A 21,158-nucleotide genomic window follows, 5' to 3' on the forward strand; every position below is an offset into this window, starting at 1 on the left:
TATCTTTTGTTTTACGCTAATTTAATAGCAGTTTTTTTCATCCGCAACAAGAATTACATTTTTTACATCTAACTTATTTTTAAATTGGTTTTTGTCATCTTATCTAGTTCATGTACATTTAAAGTCAACATTTATATGAAACCATCAACATGAAAAATTTAATGGCAGTTGTATTATTAAGTTTAATGCTAACGTCTTGTGGAGAAAAAAAGAAAGAAGTAGCCGAAAACGTTCAACCTGTAGCGAAACTTAAAGCCTTGATTATTGATGGTCAGAACAATCATTACGTCTGGCCAAAAACGACCATGATGATGAAAGATTATCTAGAACAAACCGAATTATTTACGGTAGATATTCAAAGAATGGACTCTATGTGGTTGGGTATTAAATACAATAAGGATAGACCAGAAGCCTATCATTCATTTATAGAAACTTATCCATTAAATGATAAGACTTATCATACATCTGAGAGTGTGGTTCAGACATCAGACTTTGCATTTAATTTCAATGATTACGATGTTATCATTTCTAACCTTGGCGCTGATTCTCCTTTATGGCCTGAGAAAACCAGAAATGACTTTGAAATTTATATGAACAATGGTGGTGGTTTAGTAGTGGTACATGCTGCGGATAATGCTTGGGGTGAATGGGATGAGTTTAATAAAATGATCGGTTTAGGTGCTTGGGGAGGTCGAGATGAAAAATCTGGACCTTACGTATATTACAATGATGCTGGTGAATTAGTAAAAGACCCTGCAGAAGGTGTTTGTGGTTCTCACGGACCTGAATATGAATTTCAATTAACTACTAGAGCACCAGAACACCCTATAATGAAAGGCATACCCAAAAAATGGTTACATACGCCAGATGAAATGTACGAGCGCATGAGAGGTCCGTTTGAAAATGCTACAATATTGGCAACCGCTTTTGCAGACGTGGAGAAAAATGCTCCGCCATGGGATCCTAATGTAACGGGATTGGGGCAAAATGTTCCTCAATTAATGGCTATAAGTTATGGTAAAGGTCGTGTTTTTCATTCCACATTAGGGCATTTTGATTATTCTATGGAATGTGTAGGGTTTATTACCACTTTACAAAGAGGAACAGAATGGGCAGCTACAGGAAAAGTTACTCAAGAAGTGCCAAAAGATTTTCCGTCAGCGGATGCCTCAATTTCAAGATCTTGGAAATAGAATTATAGTTTATTCAGAAACCAGACTACAATCTTCTTTTCTTCTAGAATCAACTAAGTAAATGATCTTCCAAGCATCTTTTTCTTTGTATAACTGAAAAGAATTAACGCCGCAATGACTGAATTCACCATTGTACCAAAATTCATATGGCGCCCAAACGTGCGCCATACCACCATCTATTTGTATTTTATAATCCAATATCTTTTCATGAAAAGGTATAGAATCTGGCGTGGTGATCATAAAGTTTACTAAATCATTAAAATTTGTGTTTTGAACAACCATATTGCCTACCGCATTTAAATTTACCGTCTGCATTTTAATATCAGTATTCACAACACGTTTTATGGCACTTTCATTTTTTCCATTAAAAGCGTAAAAAAAAGTCTCTACTGCATATTTAACTTTGACTTCTTCCTCTATTTGTGCATTAACTAAACTAGACGCAAATATTGCAATTAAGACATAAATATATTTCATATTTCAACTTCTTTAAACTAGCAAACCTAAAAATAGATAAATTTAAATTGCTCACTTTTAAATGGATTATATAGTGAACGCTTAATCTCAGTAAAACTCCTTACTTTTATAGCTCTTAATCAATATTAGAATATGTCTGTAGCTAAAAAAGAATATAAAAGGGTCACTGTAAAATCACTAGTGGATATGAAGAAGAATGGAGAGAAAATCTCTATGCTTACTGCATATGACTATTCAATGGCAAAAATTGTAGATGCCGCTAAGGTTGATGTTATTTTAGTAGGTGATTCTGCCAGTAATGTCATGGCAGGTCATGAGACCACATTACCTATAACCTTGGATCAAATGATTTATCATGCATCTTCTGTTATTAGAGCTATTGACAGAGCATTAGTTGTTGTTGACTTACCTTTTGGAAGCTACCAAAGTGACCCAAAAGAAGCTTTGCGTTCTGCTATAAGAATCATGAAAGAAAGTGGTGCACATGCCGTAAAGCTAGAAGGTGGCGCAGAGATAAAAGAATCGGTAAAAAGAATTCTTGCTGCCGGTATACCTGTTATGGGTCATTTAGGCTTAACACCTCAGTCCATTTATAAATTCGGAACATATACCGTTCGAGCAAAAGAAGAAGAGGAAGCCGAACAATTAATGGAAGACGCTAAACTTCTAGAAAAACTAGGATGCTTTGGTTTGGTTCTTGAAAAAATACCAGCTGAGCTTACCAAAAAAGTTTCTGAAAGTCTAACTATACCAACTATAGGTATTGGTGGCGGAAAACATGCTGATGGTCAAGTACTTGTAGTGCACGATTTATTAGGAATGACGCATGAATTTAACCCTCGTTTTTTACGTAGGTATATGAACTTATATGAAGAAATGGGTAATGCTATATCTAATTATGTTAGCGATGTAAAAAGTCAAGATTTCCCTAATGATGATGAGCAGTATTAATTAATAAATTCTTTTTGAGGCGTTCTAAATACTTTTCTAGATTCTTGATTCTAATCATTGTTTTAATGACAGTTGGTTGCGATCAGGTATCGAAAGAATTGACACGCCAAAAAGTAGCACCTGAAGCTTTTATTCCCGTAATTAAGAATCATTTAATTCTTACTAATGTTGAAAATACAGGTGCAATGCTGGGTTTCGGGCACGACTTCCCTCCTATTTTAAAAAGATTTCTTTTACAGGCATTACCAATGTTATTGCTATTGATAATGCTCTATAGAATAATGAAGAAACCCAACACAAACCTATTTCTTATTATTGCCTTTGCTTTCGTTATAGGTGGCGGATTAGGGAATTTAATCGACAGAATTGCATATGGCTCGGTAACAGATTTCTTTCAAATTAGATTAGGGATTTTAAGAACAGGAATTTTCAACATCGCAGATGTTGCTGTAACTCTGGGTGTAATTATGTTTATTTTTTTAATAGCAAGAGGAAAGAAATTAGCAATTTAGATAGTGCAATAATCAAATAATATTAAGACTACATTTTGTCAAAAAAAGAACACTCTACAGTAAATAACCTTCAAGTTTTATTTGAAGACAACCACTTAATTGTTATTAATAAACGCCCTGGCGATATTGTACAAGGTGATAAAACCGGTGATCAGCCATTGAGCGATACCGTTAAGGCATTTTTAAAGAAAAAGTATGACAAGCCAGGTAATGTTTACTTAGGCGTTGTGCACCGTCTTGATCGACCAACATCGGGTATCGTAGTATTTGCAAAGACCTCTAAAGCTTTACCTAGGCTAAATAAAATGTTTGCAGAAAAAGATGCTAAGAAAACATATTGGGCAATAGTAAAAAACAGCCCTGAAGCGCCTGAGAAAAGATTAGTTCATTGGATGAAGCGTAACACCAAACAGAATAAGTCTTATGCTAATATTAAAGAGGTTCCTGACAGTAAAAAAGCTATTTTAACGTATAGAATCTTAAAAAAATTAGATCGCTATTTTCTTTTAGAAGTTGATTTGGAAACAGGTCGCCATCATCAAATTAGGTCGCAACTAACTGCAATAGGAAGTCCTATTAAAGGGGATTTAAAATATGGGTTTGATAGAAGCAATGCTGACGGAAGTATACATTTACATGCTCGAAAACTACGTTTAATGCATCCGGTAAAAAAAGAACCTTTAGAAATTATTGCTCCACCGCCAAATGACCCTATTTGGAATGCGTGTCTTTAATTTCACTACTTTTAAAGAAACACTATAACCATGTTAAAGAAAATTTACGCACTAAGCGTATTACTACTAATTACTTCGTGCGGCAGCTACAACTCTATTGACACCTTTTATAATGCCCATAAAAATGACAACCAAGTAACCGCTGTTCGAGTTCCGAAATTTATGCTTTCAATGATTAGTGAGATTTCACCAGAGATGAAGGCTATGGTCGGTAATGCCAAAGATTTGCGTTATATGCAGTTTCCGAGTGCTACAGCGAGTAAAACTCAGTTTTTGAACCAACAAATGAACGGTATTACCGGAAACTCATTTATTGAAGTTTTTCGAAAGAACGATGATTTAAAACGTAATGTTGTTTCAGTAAGAGAGAAGAAAAATCTAGTCAAAGAAATTCTGATTTATAATAACAACAGTCAAACAGGTTCTTTTTTATATTTCAATGGTGATTTTGACCCTGCAAAAGTTAGAGAGATGGCTAAAAACGAACAGTTCACTAAATTCGGAGATAATATAATCAGTCAGTTTGGAGCTAGTACACCAGGTATAAACTCTCAAAATTAAAACGAATCTTTAAGTTGGTTTTTTAGAACGTATGCTTTCTATTACCACGGAACTTAAAATTAGTATTCCTCCTAAAATAGTAGTTCCCTTCGGTATTTCCGACAAAAAAAACGCTCCGATTATGATACCATAAACCGGCTGTATACTGCTTAATATACTTACTGTCGTAATATTAAAATGCTTGAAGGTCATTAAAAACATCGTGTGACCAATGGCTGTAGTTAAAACGGCAAGTGCAACAAGAACTTCCCATTGACTTATAATTGTATCTGCTGAAACAGTAAATAAAAATGGGAATAAAATAACTCCGACAATTGCCGTTTGGTAAGTCATTAGCATAGACCCATTATATTTCGCCACTTTCTTTTTCAAAAGTATATTTCTAAGTGCATATGCAAAAGCAGAAAACACCCCGAAACCAATAGCTATGGTATATGAATTTTCAAAATCTAATGTAGGACTCAAAAAATACATACCCGTAAGCACCAAAAATGCTAGTAGTAAATGCATTAATTCAAACTTTGTCTTTAAAAGAATGGGTTCTAAAAACGCGGTTATTACAGGATATGTAAATATAGAAAGCATACCAATCGCGACATTAGACAACTTTAAAGCATAGAAATAGGTGACCCAATGCACACCCATTAACACCCCACTGAGCAATATCACCGGAATGTCTTTTTTATCAACTTTTAAATTGAAACCCTTCCATTTACAATATAAAAATAACGCAACAAAAGCTAATAACGCCCTTGAACCGATAGCAACTGGCACTGGTAGCTGAACATAACGCCCTAATGCGCCAGAAGTGGCTACAAAGAGCATAGCAAGGTTAATTTCTAATAAATGCTGAACGTGATTACTTTTCATCTACACAAATTACGCCTAGCGTATTTTAGCCAGCGCTTTTTCTCTCATAATTTGAGAAACTGGTTTATTCTGTAAATGACTCTCTAACCATGATAATATATCTAAATACAAGAAAGCCCTCTTTTCGTACGGATGATCCTCGTACTTTTTAAGTTCGTTATATAACTTCTGAAATTCTGCCTTTAACTGGTTAGGATAGATACCACCTAGACTTCTAAGAAACTTAATCATCTCTTTTTGCACAGCATGCATATCGTCCATTTTTAAAAGAAACTTATAGGTGCTTTTTAATTGAACTTCTAAATGATAGTCCATACCCGCCTCATAATGAGCAACTAAACTCAAAACACGTGCAAAACACATTAAGTCTTCACGCATTTTTAAATTCTTATTATCAATAATCTTTTTAAGATATTGAATACAGGTTTTGTTATCTCCAATACCGAAATACAGGCAGGCTATTTTATAATAGAGTACCATAACATGGTGCACATCTATTCGATCTCTATGTTTATTTATACCATATTCAATAATCTTTACCAAGTACAAGCCTTTTTCAAAGGTACCTTCAAGAAAATGCAAGTTTAACTTATTGGCATTTAAATACATAAATACCAAGGAGTTGATGTTATCGTTATCAGGAAAATCTTTCTCTTTAATAGTCGTTTCTAAACGCTCTAAAACTTCTTTAAACTGAGAACTGTATTGCACATAAAAAAGGGATTCTAGCAAATAGTGGTTCCCTTTTAAAAAGAAAACAGGATTTAAATAGATCATGTCTTTATGATCATAAAACAGATCCACCCATTTACTGGCATATTTAAAGCATGATAAGAAATCTTGAGTAAGAAAACTGTACCATAAATAGGCTTTATACAACCATAATTTTTCTCGAAACCCTAAGTCCTCAATATTATATAATGGCAAATGATTATTAAAATAAGTTTTCACTTTTTGATAATCTTCATCACTTCTAACGTACCCAACTTTTAACATCATTCCATAGAGCTGTAAAGAAAGATTTGACAGCTTACTGGTCATTACATTATGTCCAGATAATTCTTTTGCCTGTATAGCAAGTTCATCGGCACGATCGGGTATACTTCTTGTAATGTACTGAGTTTCAATTATCTTCTCAAGCTCAACAATTTCATACGCTATATTCTTCTCTTCATTCTCTATAGCAATGCCCTTTACCTTGTCTAAAATTTTTAAACTTTGTTTATAGAGTCCCTTTTGATATAATATTGTAGCAAAATCTAACTGCTCACGTATCTGAACCCTTATGTTTTGGTTCACAGGATTTAGCCTTAGACTCACTAAAATCTGTTTATATAAGTGTGCTTTTAGATTAGAAAGTTGGGCCTTCTTAACAATACCACTTTCCAAAATAGTTTTCTCGTCGTATTGCTTAATTTTATCTAATAGATTAAAGAGCGCCAAAAATTTGGCATCTGTGTTTACACCTAATCGACCCACATAAAGCTTAAACTGACGCTTTTCAGATTTAGAAAGTGACTTAACCAAAACGAACAAAGCATCTTTATGCGCATTTGTCATCGTAATAATAAGAGTTTAAATAGTTGTTAATCAGTTCTTTACATACCTAAAAAACTGACTTAACGTTGTAAACAAGTTAACAACATTAAAGTAACTTATATTTTAGGTTATATATTCGTTTGACGAGTAAAACTACGTAAATATAATGAGTAAAGAGATAGTACAAATATTTGACACTACTTTAAGAGATGGAGAGCAAGTACCGGGCTGTAAATTAGACCGGGAACAAAAATTGGTCATCGCTGAACGCCTAGATTTACTAGGTGTTAATGTGATCGAAGCCGGTTTTCCTGTTTCTAGCCCGGGAGATTTTCAATCTGTCGAAGCCATAGCCAAGCTCGTTAAAAATGCTACAGTCTGTGGATTGACCCGTGCGGTCAAAAATGATATTGAAGTTGCGGCCCAAGCTCTTAAATATGCTAAAATGCCAAGAATTCATACTGGTATTGGTACATCTGACTCTCATATTAAATTTAAATTCAATTCTAACAGAGATGCTATTATAGAGCGTGCAGTCGATGCGGTTAAATACGCAAAGACCTTTGTAGAAGATGTTGAATTTTACGCCGAAGATGCCGGTCGTACAGATAACGAGTTTTTAGCTCGTGTTTGCGAAGCGGTTATAAAGGCAGGTGCTACTGTTTTAAATATACCAGATACCACTGGTTATTGCTTGCCAGACGAATATGGTGCCAAAATAAAATATTTAAGTGAAAATGTAAAAGGCATAGAAAAAGCTATTTTATCTTGTCACTGTCATAATGATTTAGGCTTGGCTACAGCAAATTCAATTTCTGGTGTCATAAATGGTGCAAGACAAATTGAATGTACTATTAATGGTATTGGTGAACGTGCAGGCAATACATCTTTAGAAGAAGTTGTAATGATTTTACGCCAACACCCAGATTTAAATTATGACACTACCATAAATAGCAAATTACTTTATGATACTAGCTTAATGGTATCTAATAAAATGGGTATGATGGTGCAACCAAATAAAGCTATTGTTGGTGCTAACGCATTTGCACATAGCTCAGGTATTCATCAAGATGGTGTTATAAAAAATAGAGAAACCTATGAAATTATTGACCCAGCAGATGTTGGCGTCACTGAATCGTCTATTGTTTTAACTGCTAGGAGTGGTAGAGCCGCACTAGCTTACAGAGCAAAAATTGTAGGTTATGAGTTATCTAAAGTACAGCTTGACGATGTTTATCAAGAATTTTTAAAGTATGCCGACACAAGAAAAGAAGTAAAAGATGATGATATTCATCAAATTATTGAGACTTCAAATATAGATTTACAAAGTATTAGCTAATTATGCATTTAAACATTGCTGTTTTAGAAGGAGACGGAATTGGACCTGAGGTCGTAGCACAATCTATTAAGTGCCTACGTTCTGTTGAAGAAACTTTTGGTCATAGTTTTACTTTTCAAAAAGGACTCATTGGTGCTTCTGCGATTAAGCAAACCGGTAGTCCATTACCAAAAGAAACTCTAAAACTTTGTAAAAGTACCGACGCAACATTATTCGGTGCTTTGGGCTTACCCGAATTTGATAACAACCCCAAAGCAAAAATTTGGCCAGAACAAGGGTTATTAAAATTACGTAAGAAACTAGGTCTATTTGCAAATATCAGACCTGTTAAAGTATTTCCTTCTTTAGTTAAGCAATCCCCTTTATCAAAAGCTCAAGTAAAAGATACAGACTTAGTAATTTTCAGAGAACTATCTGGAGGAATTTACTACGGCGAAAAAACTTTTGACGAGGAAAAAAATATCGCAACAGATATATGTTCATATAGTGAATCTGAAATTAGTAGAATTACTCATTTAGCGTTCAAATCTGCTCGTTCCAGAAAAAAGAAAGTAACCTTGGTAGACAAAGCCAATGTACTTGAAACTTCGCGATTATGGAGACGTGTTGTATCGCAAATATCCGAAAGCTACCCAGATGTAGAGCTTAACTATCAATTGATAGACAATGCTGCCGTACAAATGGTTTTAAATCCGGCTCAATTTGATGTCATTTTAACCGATAATATGTTCGGAGATATTCTTTCTGATCAAGGTAGCGTCATTGCAGGTTCAATAGGACTATTGCCATCAGCCTCTGTCGGACTTGAGCATGCTATGTTCGAACCAATTCATGGTTCTTACCCAGATGCTGCAGGTAAAAACATTGCAAACCCAGTAGCTTCTATTTTAAGCATGGCCATGTTATTACAACATTTTAAAATGAATGAAGAATCTGATGCCGTTGTAGCAGCAGTTTTAAAATCATTTTCTAAGAAAATAGTTACTCCAGATATTTTAGGAAGTTCTAAATACGGCACCAACTACGTAGGTGATTTTATAGCCGACAATATCATGGAATTAGATGGTAATTTTAGTATAAATGATGAAAATATCGGCTTAGGAAAATCTACTATTATATAAATTACTCACTGATCAATTCGGTCATCAATTCATTAAAATCCTTTTTGAATTCAACAAATTTCTCACCTGTAGCAGGACCGTTAAATCCTGTGTGAATTTTTCGAACACCCCCTTTTTTGTCAATAAATATAGTGGTTGGGTACGATAAAACATGGTTAAGCATCGGTAATTTTTCTTGTGCTTTTTGCTTATCATAAGTACCATATTGCGCCAATAAAATAGGATAGCTCACCCCTATTCTATCTTTTAATCGTTCAATGCCTTTTATTGCAATTTCTTTGGTTTTTGCCGATTCAAATGCCAAACCGACAACTTCAATATCATTGTTATCTTCTAAATAATCTACCAAAAATTTAGTTTCATCTAAGCAATTCGGGCACCATGTCCCCATTAACTGAACAACGACCACTTTACCTTGATATTTTTCATCGCTTAAAGAAATCATATTACCTTTTACATCTGGGAAAGTGAAAGCTAATTTATCATACCCTTCGTTTAAAAAAGTTAAAGAATCAGGATCTGGCAGTTCGAAAGCATCATTTCTAGTAGCAACAAAAGGTTCTTTAAAATGATTACCAGAATAAAAAACACCATTCATACTAGAATCGGTAACTTTTGCATTGAACAGAAATGCATGAGCCCCATCAAAAGCAGATAATTTTAAAGAATCACCATCAAGTATGCCATCTAAATATCTATAATCTCCTGTTGTTGTTCTAAAAGTACCCGTAACTCTATTATCTTCTTGCAAGAAAATACCCTTACCTACATATTCCTCTTTTAAATCTGGACTAAAATAGGTTTCCCAAACACCCGTTACATTATTCTCAGTGCGCTCATTTTTAGCTTCAAATCTATCTTCAGTACCATATACAGCATTGAATGGTACTATTCTATCTAAACTTTCTTTAATAAACTGACCTTGTATTCTATTTTCGGTAAAAGTACCCGCCAAATAACCCTCGAAAACAGGGGTCTGCATAATTATTGAATCACCTTTAATTTCAATTTCATCTACATCTATAACTTCTTCCGCATTAAAAATTTGCATTGCATAACTTCCGTCTGCTTTTTTATTGACTTTTAAATTAAATGGTAACACTTGGCTGTCCATTACATCTAGCTCCACAAGCCAAATACCCTCAGACAAATTTACTTTCGGCGTATTCTGCTTACACCCAACCAATAACATTAAAACGGATAGCACTGCAATACTATATCTCATACCTAATTTTTAATTTAACTTCTAATAAACAATTAAAAATGCAGAATTAAAAATTAAAATAAAGACTTCATAGCTTATTGAATGTATTAGGGCATTGTTTTATCTTTGCAACCTATAAATTTTTTGAATGAAAATATCATATAACTGGCTTAAACAGTTCATACAAATAGATTGGGAATCACAAAAAACCGGAGAACTTTTAACCGATTTAGGTTTAGAGGTCGAAGGTGTTGAGAAATTTGAATCTGTTAAAGGCGGATTAAAAGGTATTGTTGTAGGTCACGTACTAAGTTGCGAAAAACACACAAATGCCGATAAGCTAAATGTCACTATGGTTGATATTGGCTTAGAAGCACCTGTACAAATTGTTTGTGGAGCTAAAAACGTAGCTGCCGGACAAAAAGTACCTGTAGCCACAATAGGCACAACACTATATACCGCTGAAGGTGAAGCTTGGACCATTAAGAAAGGAAAGATCAGAGGAGAAGAAAGCTTTGGAATGATTTGCGCCGAAGATGAATTAGGTCTAGGTAGCAGTCACGATGGCATAATGGTACTTGATAAAAATCTAAAAGTCGGAACACCTTGTTCAGAGGTATTTGATATTGAAGAGGATGAAGTTTTTGAAATTGGCTTAACACCAAATCGTGCTGATGCCATGAGTCATTTCGGCGTTGCTCGAGATTTAAAAGCAGGACTTAAACAAAAGGAAATCACCAAAGAACTGATTACACCTTCTACAAGTCATTTCAATATTAACGACCGATCACTTAAAATCGATGTTGATGTATTAAAAACGGAACTCGCTCCGCGTTACTGTGGTATTACATTAAGCAATTTAATTGTTCAACCCTCGCCTACTTGGCTTCAAAATAGACTTAAATCGATTGGTCTTACGCCAAAAAACAATGTTGTAGACGCTACAAATTATGTGCTACACGAACTTGGGCAGCCGTTACACGCTTTCGATGCCGCAAAAATAAAGGGTAATAAAATTTTAGTTCAGACTTTACCAAAAGGGACAAAATTTACAACCTTAGACGGAGTTGAGAGAACTTTACATGAAGATGACTTAATGATTTGTGATGCCGAAAAACCTTTGTGTTTAGCTGGTGTATTTGGCGGATTAGGTTCAGGAGTAACAGAAGAAACTACATCTATATTTTTAGAGAGTGCATACTTTAATCCGGTTTCTATTAGAAAATCGGCCAAAAGGCATGGCTTAAATACTGATGCTTCATTTAGATTTGAACGTGGTATCGATATTGAAAATGTAGAATACAGTTTAAAACGTGCTGCGTTATTAATAAAGGAAATTGCTGGCGGAGAAATTACCTCTGACGTTTATGACCTCTACCCTAAAAAGCATCCTAATTTTGAAGTTTTTCTTGCATTTAAAAAAATCAACAAGCTAATAGGCCAAGAAATTCCGCAAGACACTATTAAATCAATATTGGCATCTCTTGACATTAAGGTTAAGAATGTTACCGAAGCCGGTATGGGTCTTGAAGTACCATCTTACCGTGTTGATGTACAACGCCAGGTAGATGTTATCGAAGAAATTTTAAGAGTTTATGGTTATAACAATGTTGCTTTCAGCCAAAAGTTAAATGCATCAATTGCTACTACAGAAGCAACTGCAGACCATACCATTCAAAACACCATTGGTAATGCATTGACCGCAAAAGGTTATTATGAAATTTTAACCAATAGTTTAACGAATCCTGATTATACTTCCTTATTAGAAAATGAAGATGAGGAACGTAAGTCTATTGAGATTATTAACCCGTTAAGTGGTGATCTTTCTGTATTGCGTAGAACTTCGTTGTTCTCTGCTTTAGAAAGTGCTAGTTATAATATTAACCGAAGAAGAGGTAATCTAAAATTGTTCGAATTTGGTAAAACATATTACACCAAAGGTGATAAACGAATAGAACCAAAATATCTGAGTATTTTATTAACAGGAGACTCTGTTCAAGATAGCTGGACAACAAAAGCTGTGCCTACGAACTTTTTTGAATTAAAGTCTATTGTTAAATCGGTATTATTAAGACTTGGTTTATCTGATTTAAAAAGCGAACCTACCACTTCTACAATTTTCTCAGAAGGCTTAACATTTACAAACAAGAAAAAAGAATTGGTTTCTTTCGGGCTGATTAAAAAGTCTATTCTAAAACATTTTGATATAAAACAAGATATATTATACGCTGATTTTGATTGGGGAGCTGTTTTAAAACAAATTACAACAACACCTGTTACCTTTAAAGAAATACCTAAGCACCCAGAAGTAAAAAGAGATTTTGCGTTACTTTTAGATAATAAAGCTACGTATCGTGAACTTCATGACCTTGCTTTTGGTGCAGAGCGTAAATATTTAAAAGACATGACTCTTTTTGATGTGTATGAAGGTGAAAAATTACCAGAAGGCAAGAAATCATATGCAGTGAGCTTCACTTTGCAAGATGATAAAAGCACATTGACCGAAAAGCAAATAGAAAAGATTATGTCTAAATTACAAAGTACTTACGAACGTAATTTAGGTGCAACACTTCGTTAATTAAAACATTTTTTCTGGAACAAAAACGGTATCAACTTCGTGTATGATGCCGTTTGATTGATTAGAATCTGCCGTTGTGATTATAGCACTATTACCAGATTTATCGGTAAGTACAATGTCTATACCTTTCATCGTTGCAGTTATTTTATCTCCTTGTATGGTAGTAAATTTTGCGATACCATTACCTCTGCACATCGCTTTTAAAATACTAGATGCCGATAACTTATCTGCTATAATATGGTAAGAAAGCATTGCTTTTAATGCCTTCTTATTTTCTGGGTCAAATAACTTATCGATAGTCGCTTTTGACAGCTTTTCAAATGCAAGGTTAGAAGGTGCAAAAACCGTAAATTCTCCGGTATAATCCAAAACCTTATCTAGGTTTGTAGCTCTAAGTGCATTTAATAATGAAGAATGATTTTCAAAGGTTGCAGTACGTTCTATAATAGACTTTTCCGATTGAATAGTTGATATTAAGTTTTCAAATTTAAAATCAATCGCATTGTCCTGTGCATAGGTCTGAAGCCCTAAAAATAGGGCACACAGGGACATGAGGGATGTCCATTTTTTCATAATAGGTGGTTCTTAAGGGGCAAATGTTCTTAAAATCGATAAACGGTTCGATTTCGTCGTCAATATACAATTAGATGTCTTTGACACCTAACCGATATTGCGCAATAGAACAATTTTAACATTTTATTAACTTTTAATTAAGTTAAACAAGAATCTGATGAAATAACTAATTAACTAACTTTGAGTGTATTGCTAAAAAAGAAGAAAATGTTGCTATCTAAAACAAATATTGAACAGAAACTTTCTAAAGTTAGAAATAAGCAGATTTTATCAGAAGATGAAAGAATGAAAGAGGTATATAAAATTCTTTCAAATGTAGACGCTGAATTAGATAGAATTGAAAAAAATGTAATAAAAAGTAAAGGTATACCTAACAATAATTTCAATATAGACCTATTAGAAAGCTCTAAAATTTATCATATAGACGAAATCAAACAAATTTGTATAGATTATCGTTTACGCTTTTTAGATACTAAATATTTTAAAGGAACAATACCCGCTGAAGCGTTGTCAAAAATTAAAAGTCTTGAAAGAGCACATAACTTAGAAATACAGGGATTTAAAATAATAGCACCTTCTAAACTTTTCAAACTCGAAGATAAAGATGATCCTTTGCTATTTGCCCCTATTGGGAATGGATATCATTATTTAATACACCAATGGGGAAATGACCTACACCCATTACGAAAGTTATTGATGTGGCCTTTTAAAAGTATTGTAAATCTAGCCTTTTTAGTTCTGCTGATGAGTTTTGCTACAACGTTGCTGATACCAGATGGACTTTTCTCTAAATCGAATACAAATGCTCAGTTTTGGATTTTATTCTTCTTTATGTTCAAGTGTATTGCTTCCGTGGTAATATTTTACGGATTTGCCATGGGCAAAAACTTTAACCCAGCTATTTGGAACAGTAAATACTTTAATAGCTAATTACAAACGCTATTTTACAAATATGGTTTTTGGAACACCCTCTAAATCAATATTATCAATAAGTTTAAAATCGGGAGCAGGAGTTATTCTCAGAATTCCACCTTTATCTACTTGTCCTTTTTTCTGATAACCTATTAAAACATAATTGTTCTGCTCATCATATGCTATTGATGTTGTTTGAACTATACTGTACTTCATATTCAATTCAGTTTCAGTCAAGAAATTTTCAAACAGATAAACTACAGTACTATTCTTTTCAAAGTCATATATCGCTGGCACTTCTTCAATTTCTGCATTTGGTATATTTTTTTGAAAATAAAATTTACCAGCGCCATCTAAGAAAAAATCTTGTGTTGTAACGAATCCTGGTTCTGTATTCTCACCATATGTAGTATACGATTTTTCTAAAGTCAAGGGATCTAAAATAGTATGTAACTCTGGGTAACTAATAATCACTTTACCAGCGTTATTAGTAAATAAACGCTGTGCATCTAAACCTAAATCTAATTCCATTAAAACTTCATTATCATCCAAATCAATTACCGATAAATGAAATTCATCACTTACAAACTCATTTAACGTTAAAACAAATAAACGATTTGATGACACAACAATATCTATTGGTTTCTTATCTAAAGAAATTTCAGCAGGACCATCTGCTACCTTATTTAGTGAATTTATGCGGATTACAAATTGTTTGTCCTTACCCAATAACTCTCTTTCATAAGCAACAGCAACAAGTTCACTTGAATACGCCATTGCAAGTACACTTATTGAACATACATCTAAATCACTAAATAGAGCGACTGACTCTGAAGAAGAGTCCTCTGAATTAAACCATTGAAATGTTGCTTGACAATTAGTAGTGGAGTAATACCCAATATCGGTTGTTGTTCGATATTTTAAAGCATTTGACGGAATGTTAGCAAATGAGCTTACGGTGCTTTTTACAGCAAATTCATCATTCGCAGATGCCACAACAACACCATTTAACTGGTTGTTATTTTCTAAAAAAACTGTGTAATCAGCTTGTACATTAACAGCGATTTCTTCATCAACTTGTTCTGAAGATTTTTCGCATGCGAAGAAACTAAAGGCCAGCACAAAACAAGCCACATATTTGTAGGTTTTCATAAAACATCGATTTGGGTTAATCTATTCTATGCTTAATTGGCGTACATTTTGTTACGCTGATCTTTCAATGCCTTGTCAGACATATATTCATCAAACGTTGAATACCTATCAATGTTGCCTTTAGGAGTTAATTCTATTATTCTAGTCGCAACAGTTTGTGCAAACTCATGATCATGAGTAGTTAACATTACAGTACCCTTAAAATTCTTTAGTGAATTATTAAATGCCGTAATACTTTCTAGATCTAAGTGGTTTGTTGGCTCATCTAACATTAAAACATTAGCACGCATTAACATCATTCTACTTAACATACAACGCACTTTTTCTCCTCCAGAAAGAACAGTACACTTTTTAAGTGCTTCTTCTCCACTAAATAACATCTTTCCTAAGAAACCACGAATGTATACTTCTTCGCGCTCTTCTTCTGTTTTAGCGTATTGACGTAACCAATCAACCAAATTGATGTTACCAGTAAAGAAATCTGAATTATCTGCAGGCAAGTAAGACTGTGTAGTTGTTATACCCCACTGAAAAGTACCTTTATCAGCTTTTTTATTTCCATTTATGATTTCATAGAATGCTGAAGTAGCTCTAGAATCTCTCGATATTATCGCAATTTTATCACCTTTTGCCAAGTTGATGTTTACATTGCTAAATAATAGTTCACCTTCATCGGTTGACGCAGAAAGTCCTTCTACGTTTAAAATTTGATCACCAGCTTCACGCTCTCTATCAAAAATAATTGCTGGGTATCTTCGGCTAGAAGGCTTAATATCATCAATCTTTAATTTTGAAAGCATTTTTTTACGAGAAGTAGCTTGCTTACTTTTTGCAACGTTTGCACTAAAACGAGCAATAAATTCTTGTAATTCTTTTGCTTTTTCTTCTGCCTTCTTGTTTTGTTGTGCACGTTGACGAGCGGCTAATTGACTACTCTCATACCAAAACGTATAGTTACCAGAATATAAATTTAATTTTCCGAAATCAATATCACCTATATCAGTACACACCGTATCTAAGAAGTGACGGTCATGACTTACAACTATAACCGTATTTTCATAATCTGCCAAGAAATTCTCTAACCAACTGATTGTTTCATAATCCAGGTCGTTGGTAGGTTCATCCATAATCAAAACATCAGGATTACCGAATAACGCTTGTGCCAGAAGTACACGTACTTTTAATTTAGAATCTAACTCAGACATTAACGTAAAATGCAGATCTGCATTAATACCTAAATTCGAAAGTAATGCTGCAGCGTTGCTATCTGCGTTCCAACCATTCATTTCTTCAAACTTCACCTGCAACTCCCCTATTCTATCTGCATTTTTATCATCATAATCAGCATAAAGGGCATCGATTTCTTTCTTTATCTCATAAAGTGGTTTGTTTCCCATTACCACCGCTTCTAATACCGTAAAGTCATCAGCTGAGTTATGATTCTGTTCTAATATTGACATTCTCTTACCTGGCTCTAAATGAACATGACCAGAAGTTGGATCCATTTGACCTGCAAGAATTTTCAAAAAAGTAGATTTACCAGCACCATTGGCACCAATAATACCGTAGCAATTACCTTGGGTAAAAGCAACGTTTACTTCATCGAACAATACTCGTTTACCAAATTGAACAGAAAGATTAGAAACAGATAACATAGAAACAAAATTTTAAAAATCCGTGCAAAAATACTGAATTTCTAGGCTTACACTACCTAGTTTAGCATCAAATTCGACAAAAGATTCTTAAGTTAGCGGTTCACAACATTTAACTAGCTATTAACAACATCTGGTGATTAGGTTTATTATTTTTGGCTAACACCAGTCCCATATACTATATGACAAGAATTTTACTCTCTGCATGCGCAGCCTTAATATTAGGTTGTTCCTCTACAAAAAAAGATTCTGAAACGATACTGTTTGCTGGTGAAATAGTGAACCCTACGAGTGATCAAGTTATTTTGCTGAAAGGCGGCGTAAAGGTCGATTCCGCAAAAATTGATGACAAAAACCGATTTAAGTTTAAGCTTTCATCTATTGAAAACGGTTTATATCACTTTAATTTGGCTCCAGAACATCAATATGTTTACCTAGAAAAAGGTGATAGTCTTATGGTTAGGCTTAACACTATCTATTTTGATGAGTCTTTAGTTTTTTCTGGCAGTAATGAAGAAACCAATAATTTTTTATTGGAGCTATTTCTTGCAACTGAAGAAGAAGATTCTGCTATGTATTCTGAGTATTACGAACTAGAACCCTTAGACTTTGCAAATAAAATAGAATCTCTAAGGCAAGACAAAATTGCTATACTAAACGAATTAAATTCAGAAAATTTAATTTCTGAAGAAGCTATTAAATTATTAACCGGCAGTATAGATTACACTTACAATAGATATAAAGAAATATACCCCTTTAAACATAAAAGAAAAACTGCTGAGGAAAATTTTCATGATTTACCAAAAGACTTTTACGCGTATAGAAATCAAATAAATTACGGTGATCACACATTAACTTATCTTAGACCTTATTACGATTTCATGAAGGCTCATTTTGGCAACTTATCATATATGAGTTGTAAAACTGAGTGCAAGAATGCCCATGAAGACGAAAGCAAGCAATTACATTACAAGAAACATAAATTACATTTAATTGACAGTCTCGTAATTGAAAAAGAATTAAGAGATAATCTTTTTAGAAATGTAGCATTTGATTATTTATTAAAGAAAAAAGATGCGCCTGAAAACACAGAAATCTTCTTAACTGAATTTAAGAAAGTTTCTAAAAACAATATGCATTTAGAAGAAATTGAAAACCTTTATCAAGGTATTGCAAATCTTCAACCTAGCAAGGTTATTCCCGATTTAAAGGTGATTACCTTTAACAATGAAAGCAAGACATTAACTGAAATTGCAGCCAACAAGAAGGTTTTATTTTATTTCTGGTCTGGCACCAACAAAAAGCAATACTTAGATATATTTAAACGAGTTTCTATCCTTAAAGAAAAGAAACCTGACCATGAGCTTATCGGTATTAATATTAAAACCGATTATGACCAATGGAAAACTATTATAGCCACGCTCGGTGTAGACCCTTCAGCACAATATCATAGCAATGATTTTAAAGAGCTTACCGAGAAGTTAGTACTTTACCCTATGAACAAAGCTATTATAACTGAAAATTCGGTAATAGTAGACGGTTTTTCTAACATCTACAAGAATTAGTAATCTTAATTTTTTCTGTAAATTTTATTCTAGATTATTAAGAACTATGCCCTTCAAGTAACTTCTCAAACCAAAGGCCTGGTAATAAATTCTTGAGCGTTAAAGAGAATTTTTGAATAAATGAACCTACTTTATAGTGAGGTTTAGGATTTTTGGTTTCAATAATTTTAGCAATCTTCTTAGCTACATCAGCTGGATCACCACCACTATCTACATCTGCATCAATAGCTTCTAAAGTACTCTTATAAGCATTTCTATAAGCTGAATTTTCATATACAGGAGTATGATATCTACCTGAAGCAATATTAGTAGCAAAATCGCCAGGCGCCAATGTTGTAAGCTTCACGCCAAAAGCTTTCGTCTCCATTCTATAACTCTCGGTTACAATTTCTAATGCTCCTTTCGATGCTGAATATATTCCTCTATACGGTAACCCCATATAACCAGCAATAGAGGTTATATTAATAATAAGTCCATCTTTTTGCTCACGCATAACGGGCAAAACATTGTTCATCACATTTAATGGTCCGTTGAAATTGGTAGCAAAGGCTTTTAAAACTTCTTCATGCGGTGTTTCTTCCATTGGTCCTGTTATACCAACGCCTGCATTATTAATTAATACATCAATTCTATTTTCAAGCGCTAATAATGATGTAATACAACTTTTTATGGTCTCTACATTTCTAACATCCATCTCTAAAAGTGGAAAATCTGAAAATGAAGGATATTTACTTTTGCTACGTGTTGTACCGTAAACCTTATACCCTTTTTCTTTTAAATGTATACCTATTGCTTTGCCAATACCTGAAGATCCGCCTGTAATTAGTACTACTTTTTTTTTCATTTTATAGAAAATAAGCGATGCTAAACGTTATATAGAATTGGTTTTGAATCTGTTACCTTAAATTTAAAAATTTCACTTTAAGGCACAAAAAAAGGCAAGCTACCTACATCGCACCGCTACGACCATATACCCTTGCTGTGTTCCCACCCTGGGGGATTCTACAGGAGCTGGTCGTGTAGGACTTGCCAGGTGCAAATATACAATCTTTTAAAACTTTGACAATCCTTTAGTTTCTAATTTTTATGAATTAAATTGCCCATTAATAAAAAGAAACTCTTCTTGTACTCACGTATTACTTAAACTTAAATACCCATTTTCTTAATGAAAATCGTAAATTTTTTCTGTATCGCTCTTATTACCAGTTTGTTTACCGCTTGCGGCAGTGGCAACCAAAAACCATCATCTCTATTCGAAATTAACTTAGAAAAAAATGCAAGTCAAGTTAATTTGAACCAAGAAATCGGTGTTAGTATTAAAAATAAAAAGGAAAAACAGATAGAAAGTATTGAATATAGCATTGATGGCACCACAATTCCGGTCAATAATGATAAAATCAAAATAGATTTACCCACATTAGGAAACAAAATTCTAACGGCAAAAATTACTTTTGATGGTGAAACCGTCGATATTAATAAAAACCTGAAAGTACTTTCTGACAAAGCTCCTGAAATTTATACTTACACCATCATTAACGAATACCCACACGATACTAAAGCTTATACACAAGGCTTAGAATTTCATAATGATACCCTATATGAGTCAACAGGAAAAAAGGGACAATCTTTCTTAAGAAAATTAGATTTTAAAACTGGAGAAGTTTTTGAACAAATAGATTTAGACGAAACTTATTTCGGAGAAGGCATCACTATATTAAACAATAAAATTTATCAGCTTACATGGCAAAGTGGGCTTGGTTTTATATATGATTTAAACTCTTTTAAAAAATTAGACAATTTTCAATACGGAAAAAGTCGCGAAGGTTGGGGATTAACTAACGACGGCTCTAAAATCTTTAAAAGCGATGGAACAGAAAAAATATGGTTTGTGAATCCAAATACGATGACGGAGGAAGGCTATATAGAAACAGTAACAAATTCATCAATATTTAATTCAGCCAACGAATTAGAATATGTAGATGGAAAAATTTATGCCAACGTTTATCAAAAACCAAGTGTTATGATTATTGATAGCAAAACTGGTGCGATAGAAGGTGTTATCAATTTTAGCGGTTTAAGTGAAATTATTACTAAAACTGAAAATTGGGATAAAACAAACTACGTGCTTAATGGCATTGCATATCACCCAGAACGTAAGACATTTTTTGTTACCGGTAAATTCTGGGACAAAATGTTTGAAGTGCAAATAGAGAAAAAATAGCAAT

Annotated in this window: 19 protein-coding genes and 1 other RNA gene; 11 read left to right on the forward strand and 9 right to left on the reverse strand. The window is 33.6% G+C overall.

The window, feature by feature from the left end:
- Positions 1–149 precede the first annotated feature (149 nt).
- Positions 150–1,193 carry a ThuA domain-containing protein gene (locus ACJJVT_RS06035; RefSeq protein ID WP_405397244.1) on the forward strand — a complete coding sequence of 348 codons (1,044 nt, stop codon included), beginning with the start codon at positions 150–152 and terminating at the stop codon, positions 1,191–1,193.
- A gap of 9 nt (positions 1,194–1,202) precedes the next feature.
- On the opposite strand, the gene ACJJVT_RS06040 is transcribed toward ACJJVT_RS06035, so the two are convergent.
- A complete protein-coding gene (locus ACJJVT_RS06040) occupies positions 1,203–1,670 on the reverse strand; it encodes a nuclear transport factor 2 family protein (protein ID WP_405397246.1) in 468 nt (155 codons plus the stop codon).
- A 132-nt stretch (positions 1,671–1,802) separates the two neighbouring features.
- Between ACJJVT_RS06040 and panB the strand changes: the two genes are divergently transcribed.
- The 4 genes from panB to ACJJVT_RS06060 are packed head-to-tail and all read left to right on the forward strand — an operon-like array spanning position 1,803 to position 4,428.
- Complete coding sequence (panB, locus tag ACJJVT_RS06045) at positions 1,803–2,621, forward strand: 3-methyl-2-oxobutanoate hydroxymethyltransferase (RefSeq protein WP_405397248.1); 819 nt, start codon at positions 1,803–1,805, stop codon at positions 2,619–2,621.
- 44 nt (positions 2,622–2,665) lie between these two features.
- Complete coding sequence (lspA, locus tag ACJJVT_RS06050; protein WP_405397249.1) at positions 2,666–3,133, forward strand: signal peptidase II; 468 nt, start codon at positions 2,666–2,668, stop codon at positions 3,131–3,133.
- Between the two features lie 35 nt (positions 3,134–3,168).
- A complete protein-coding gene (locus tag ACJJVT_RS06055) occupies positions 3,169–3,867 on the forward strand; it encodes an RluA family pseudouridine synthase (protein WP_405397251.1) in 699 nt (232 codons plus the stop codon).
- 30 nt (positions 3,868–3,897) lie between these two features.
- Positions 3,898–4,428: a DUF4252 domain-containing protein gene (locus ACJJVT_RS06060; RefSeq protein ID WP_405397252.1), complete on the forward strand. Its 531-nt coding sequence runs from the start codon at positions 3,898–3,900 to the stop codon at positions 4,426–4,428.
- Positions 4,429–4,437: 9 nt separating this feature from the next.
- On the opposite strand, the gene ACJJVT_RS06065 is transcribed toward ACJJVT_RS06060, so the two are convergent.
- Together ACJJVT_RS06065 and ACJJVT_RS06070 are read right to left on the reverse strand one after the other, a co-directional pair.
- Entirely contained in the window at positions 4,438–5,298 is an 861-nt protein-coding gene (locus ACJJVT_RS06065; RefSeq protein WP_405397253.1) for a DMT family transporter, read from the reverse strand.
- 15 nt (positions 5,299–5,313) lie between these two features.
- Positions 5,314–6,858: a hypothetical protein gene (locus ACJJVT_RS06070; RefSeq protein WP_405397255.1), complete on the reverse strand. Its 1,545-nt coding sequence runs from the start codon at positions 6,856–6,858 to the stop codon at positions 5,314–5,316.
- Positions 6,859–7,003: 145 nt separating this feature from the next.
- Between ACJJVT_RS06070 and ACJJVT_RS06075 the strand changes: the two genes are divergently transcribed.
- A complete protein-coding gene (locus ACJJVT_RS06075; protein ID WP_405397256.1) occupies positions 7,004–8,176 on the forward strand; it encodes a 2-isopropylmalate synthase in 1,173 nt (390 codons plus the stop codon).
- A 2-nt stretch (positions 8,177–8,178) separates the two neighbouring features.
- On the forward strand, positions 8,179–9,297 hold the full coding sequence (gene leuB, locus ACJJVT_RS06080) for a 3-isopropylmalate dehydrogenase (RefSeq protein ID WP_405397257.1): 1,119 nt from the start codon (positions 8,179–8,181) through the stop codon (positions 9,295–9,297).
- A 1-nt stretch (position 9,298) separates the two neighbouring features.
- On the opposite strand, the gene ACJJVT_RS06085 is transcribed toward leuB, so the two are convergent.
- On the reverse strand, positions 9,299–10,522 hold the full coding sequence (locus tag ACJJVT_RS06085; RefSeq protein WP_405397258.1) for a peroxiredoxin family protein: 1,224 nt from the start codon (positions 10,520–10,522) through the stop codon (positions 9,299–9,301).
- A gap of 127 nt (positions 10,523–10,649) precedes the next feature.
- On the opposite strand from ACJJVT_RS06085, the gene pheT reads away from it, so the two are divergent.
- On the forward strand, positions 10,650–13,079 hold the full coding sequence (pheT, locus tag ACJJVT_RS06090) for a phenylalanine--tRNA ligase subunit beta (RefSeq protein WP_405397259.1): 2,430 nt from the start codon (positions 10,650–10,652) through the stop codon (positions 13,077–13,079).
- Here pheT and ACJJVT_RS06095 read toward each other — a convergent pair whose 3' ends face one another.
- Entirely contained in the window at positions 13,080–13,652 is a 573-nt protein-coding gene (locus ACJJVT_RS06095) for a fasciclin domain-containing protein (RefSeq protein ID WP_405397260.1), read from the reverse strand. It lies immediately after the preceding gene.
- Between the two features lie 207 nt (positions 13,653–13,859).
- Between ACJJVT_RS06095 and ACJJVT_RS06100 the strand changes: the two genes are divergently transcribed.
- Positions 13,860–14,582, forward strand: coding sequence for a hypothetical protein (locus ACJJVT_RS06100; protein ID WP_405397261.1), 723 nt, complete (start codon positions 13,860–13,862; stop codon positions 14,580–14,582).
- Positions 14,583–14,591: 9 nt separating this feature from the next.
- On the opposite strand, the gene ACJJVT_RS06105 is transcribed toward ACJJVT_RS06100, so the two are convergent.
- On the reverse strand, positions 14,592–15,716 hold the full coding sequence (locus ACJJVT_RS06105; RefSeq protein WP_405397263.1) for a hypothetical protein: 1,125 nt from the start codon (positions 15,714–15,716) through the stop codon (positions 14,592–14,594).
- A 32-nt stretch (positions 15,717–15,748) separates the two neighbouring features.
- Positions 15,749–17,371, reverse strand: a complete 1,623-nt coding sequence (locus ACJJVT_RS06110) for an ABC-F family ATP-binding cassette domain-containing protein (RefSeq protein WP_405397264.1) — start codon at positions 17,369–17,371, stop codon at positions 15,749–15,751.
- 179 nt (positions 17,372–17,550) lie between these two features.
- Between ACJJVT_RS06110 and ACJJVT_RS06115 the strand changes: the two genes are divergently transcribed.
- Positions 17,551–18,933 (forward strand): transaldolase, encoded by a 1,383-nt coding sequence (locus ACJJVT_RS06115; protein ID WP_405397265.1) that lies wholly within the window; start codon positions 17,551–17,553, stop codon positions 18,931–18,933.
- A 37-nt stretch (positions 18,934–18,970) separates the two neighbouring features.
- Here the strand turns inward: ACJJVT_RS06115 and ACJJVT_RS06120 are convergent, their stop codons facing one another.
- Both ACJJVT_RS06120 and ffs read right to left on the reverse strand, forming a co-directional pair.
- Positions 18,971–19,777 (reverse strand): SDR family oxidoreductase, encoded by an 807-nt coding sequence (locus tag ACJJVT_RS06120; protein ID WP_405397267.1) that lies wholly within the window; start codon positions 19,775–19,777, stop codon positions 18,971–18,973.
- Between the two features lie 89 nt (positions 19,778–19,866).
- Positions 19,867–19,965: signal recognition particle sRNA small type (gene ffs / locus ACJJVT_RS06125), an RNA gene on the reverse strand.
- A 133-nt stretch (positions 19,966–20,098) separates the two neighbouring features.
- Here ffs and ACJJVT_RS06130 point away from each other — a divergent pair.
- Positions 20,099–21,154 carry a glutaminyl-peptide cyclotransferase gene (locus ACJJVT_RS06130; protein ID WP_405397268.1) on the forward strand — a complete coding sequence of 352 codons (1,056 nt, stop codon included), beginning with the start codon at positions 20,099–20,101 and terminating at the stop codon, positions 21,152–21,154.
- The last annotated feature ends 4 nt before the right edge of the window (positions 21,155–21,158 follow it).

Source organism: Maribacter sp. Asnod2-G09 (assembly GCF_045063795.1).
GTDB lineage: Bacteria > Bacteroidota > Bacteroidia > Flavobacteriales > Flavobacteriaceae > Maribacter.

Coding starts and splice junctions, on each gene's coding strand:
- ACJJVT_RS06105 (WP_405397263.1), bottom strand. CDS start 15,716: ATGAAAACCTACAAATATGTGGCTTGTTTTGTGCTGGCCTTTAGTTTC.
- ACJJVT_RS06110 (WP_405397264.1), bottom strand. CDS start 17,371: ATGTTATCTGTTTCTAATCTTTCTGTTCAATTTGGTAAACGAGTATTG.
- ACJJVT_RS06070 (WP_405397255.1), bottom strand. CDS start 6,858: ATGACAAATGCGCATAAAGATGCTTTGTTCGTTTTGGTTAAGTCACTT.
- leuB (WP_405397257.1), top strand. CDS start 8,179: ATGCATTTAAACATTGCTGTTTTAGAAGGAGACGGAATTGGACCTGAG.
- ACJJVT_RS06130 (WP_405397268.1), top strand. CDS start 20,099: ATGAAAATCGTAAATTTTTTCTGTATCGCTCTTATTACCAGTTTGTTT.
- ACJJVT_RS06075 (WP_405397256.1), top strand. CDS start 7,004: ATGAGTAAAGAGATAGTACAAATATTTGACACTACTTTAAGAGATGGA.
- ACJJVT_RS06060 (WP_405397252.1), top strand. CDS start 3,898: ATGTTAAAGAAAATTTACGCACTAAGCGTATTACTACTAATTACTTCG.
- ACJJVT_RS06065 (WP_405397253.1), bottom strand. CDS start 5,298: ATGAAAAGTAATCACGTTCAGCATTTATTAGAAATTAACCTTGCTATG.
- ACJJVT_RS06120 (WP_405397267.1), bottom strand. CDS start 19,777: ATGAAAAAAAAAGTAGTACTAATTACAGGCGGATCTTCAGGTATTGGC.
- ACJJVT_RS06115 (WP_405397265.1), top strand. CDS start 17,551: ATGACAAGAATTTTACTCTCTGCATGCGCAGCCTTAATATTAGGTTGT.
- panB (WP_405397248.1), top strand. CDS start 1,803: ATGTCTGTAGCTAAAAAAGAATATAAAAGGGTCACTGTAAAATCACTA.
- ACJJVT_RS06095 (WP_405397260.1), bottom strand. CDS start 13,652: ATGAAAAAATGGACATCCCTCATGTCCCTGTGTGCCCTATTTTTAGGG.
- ACJJVT_RS06100 (WP_405397261.1), top strand. CDS start 13,860: ATGTTGCTATCTAAAACAAATATTGAACAGAAACTTTCTAAAGTTAGA.
- ACJJVT_RS06085 (WP_405397258.1), bottom strand. CDS start 10,522: ATGAGATATAGTATTGCAGTGCTATCCGTTTTAATGTTATTGGTTGGG.
- ACJJVT_RS06040 (WP_405397246.1), bottom strand. CDS start 1,670: ATGAAATATATTTATGTCTTAATTGCAATATTTGCGTCTAGTTTAGTT.
- pheT (WP_405397259.1), top strand. CDS start 10,650: ATGAAAATATCATATAACTGGCTTAAACAGTTCATACAAATAGATTGG.
- ACJJVT_RS06035 (WP_405397244.1), top strand. CDS start 150: ATGAAAAATTTAATGGCAGTTGTATTATTAAGTTTAATGCTAACGTCT.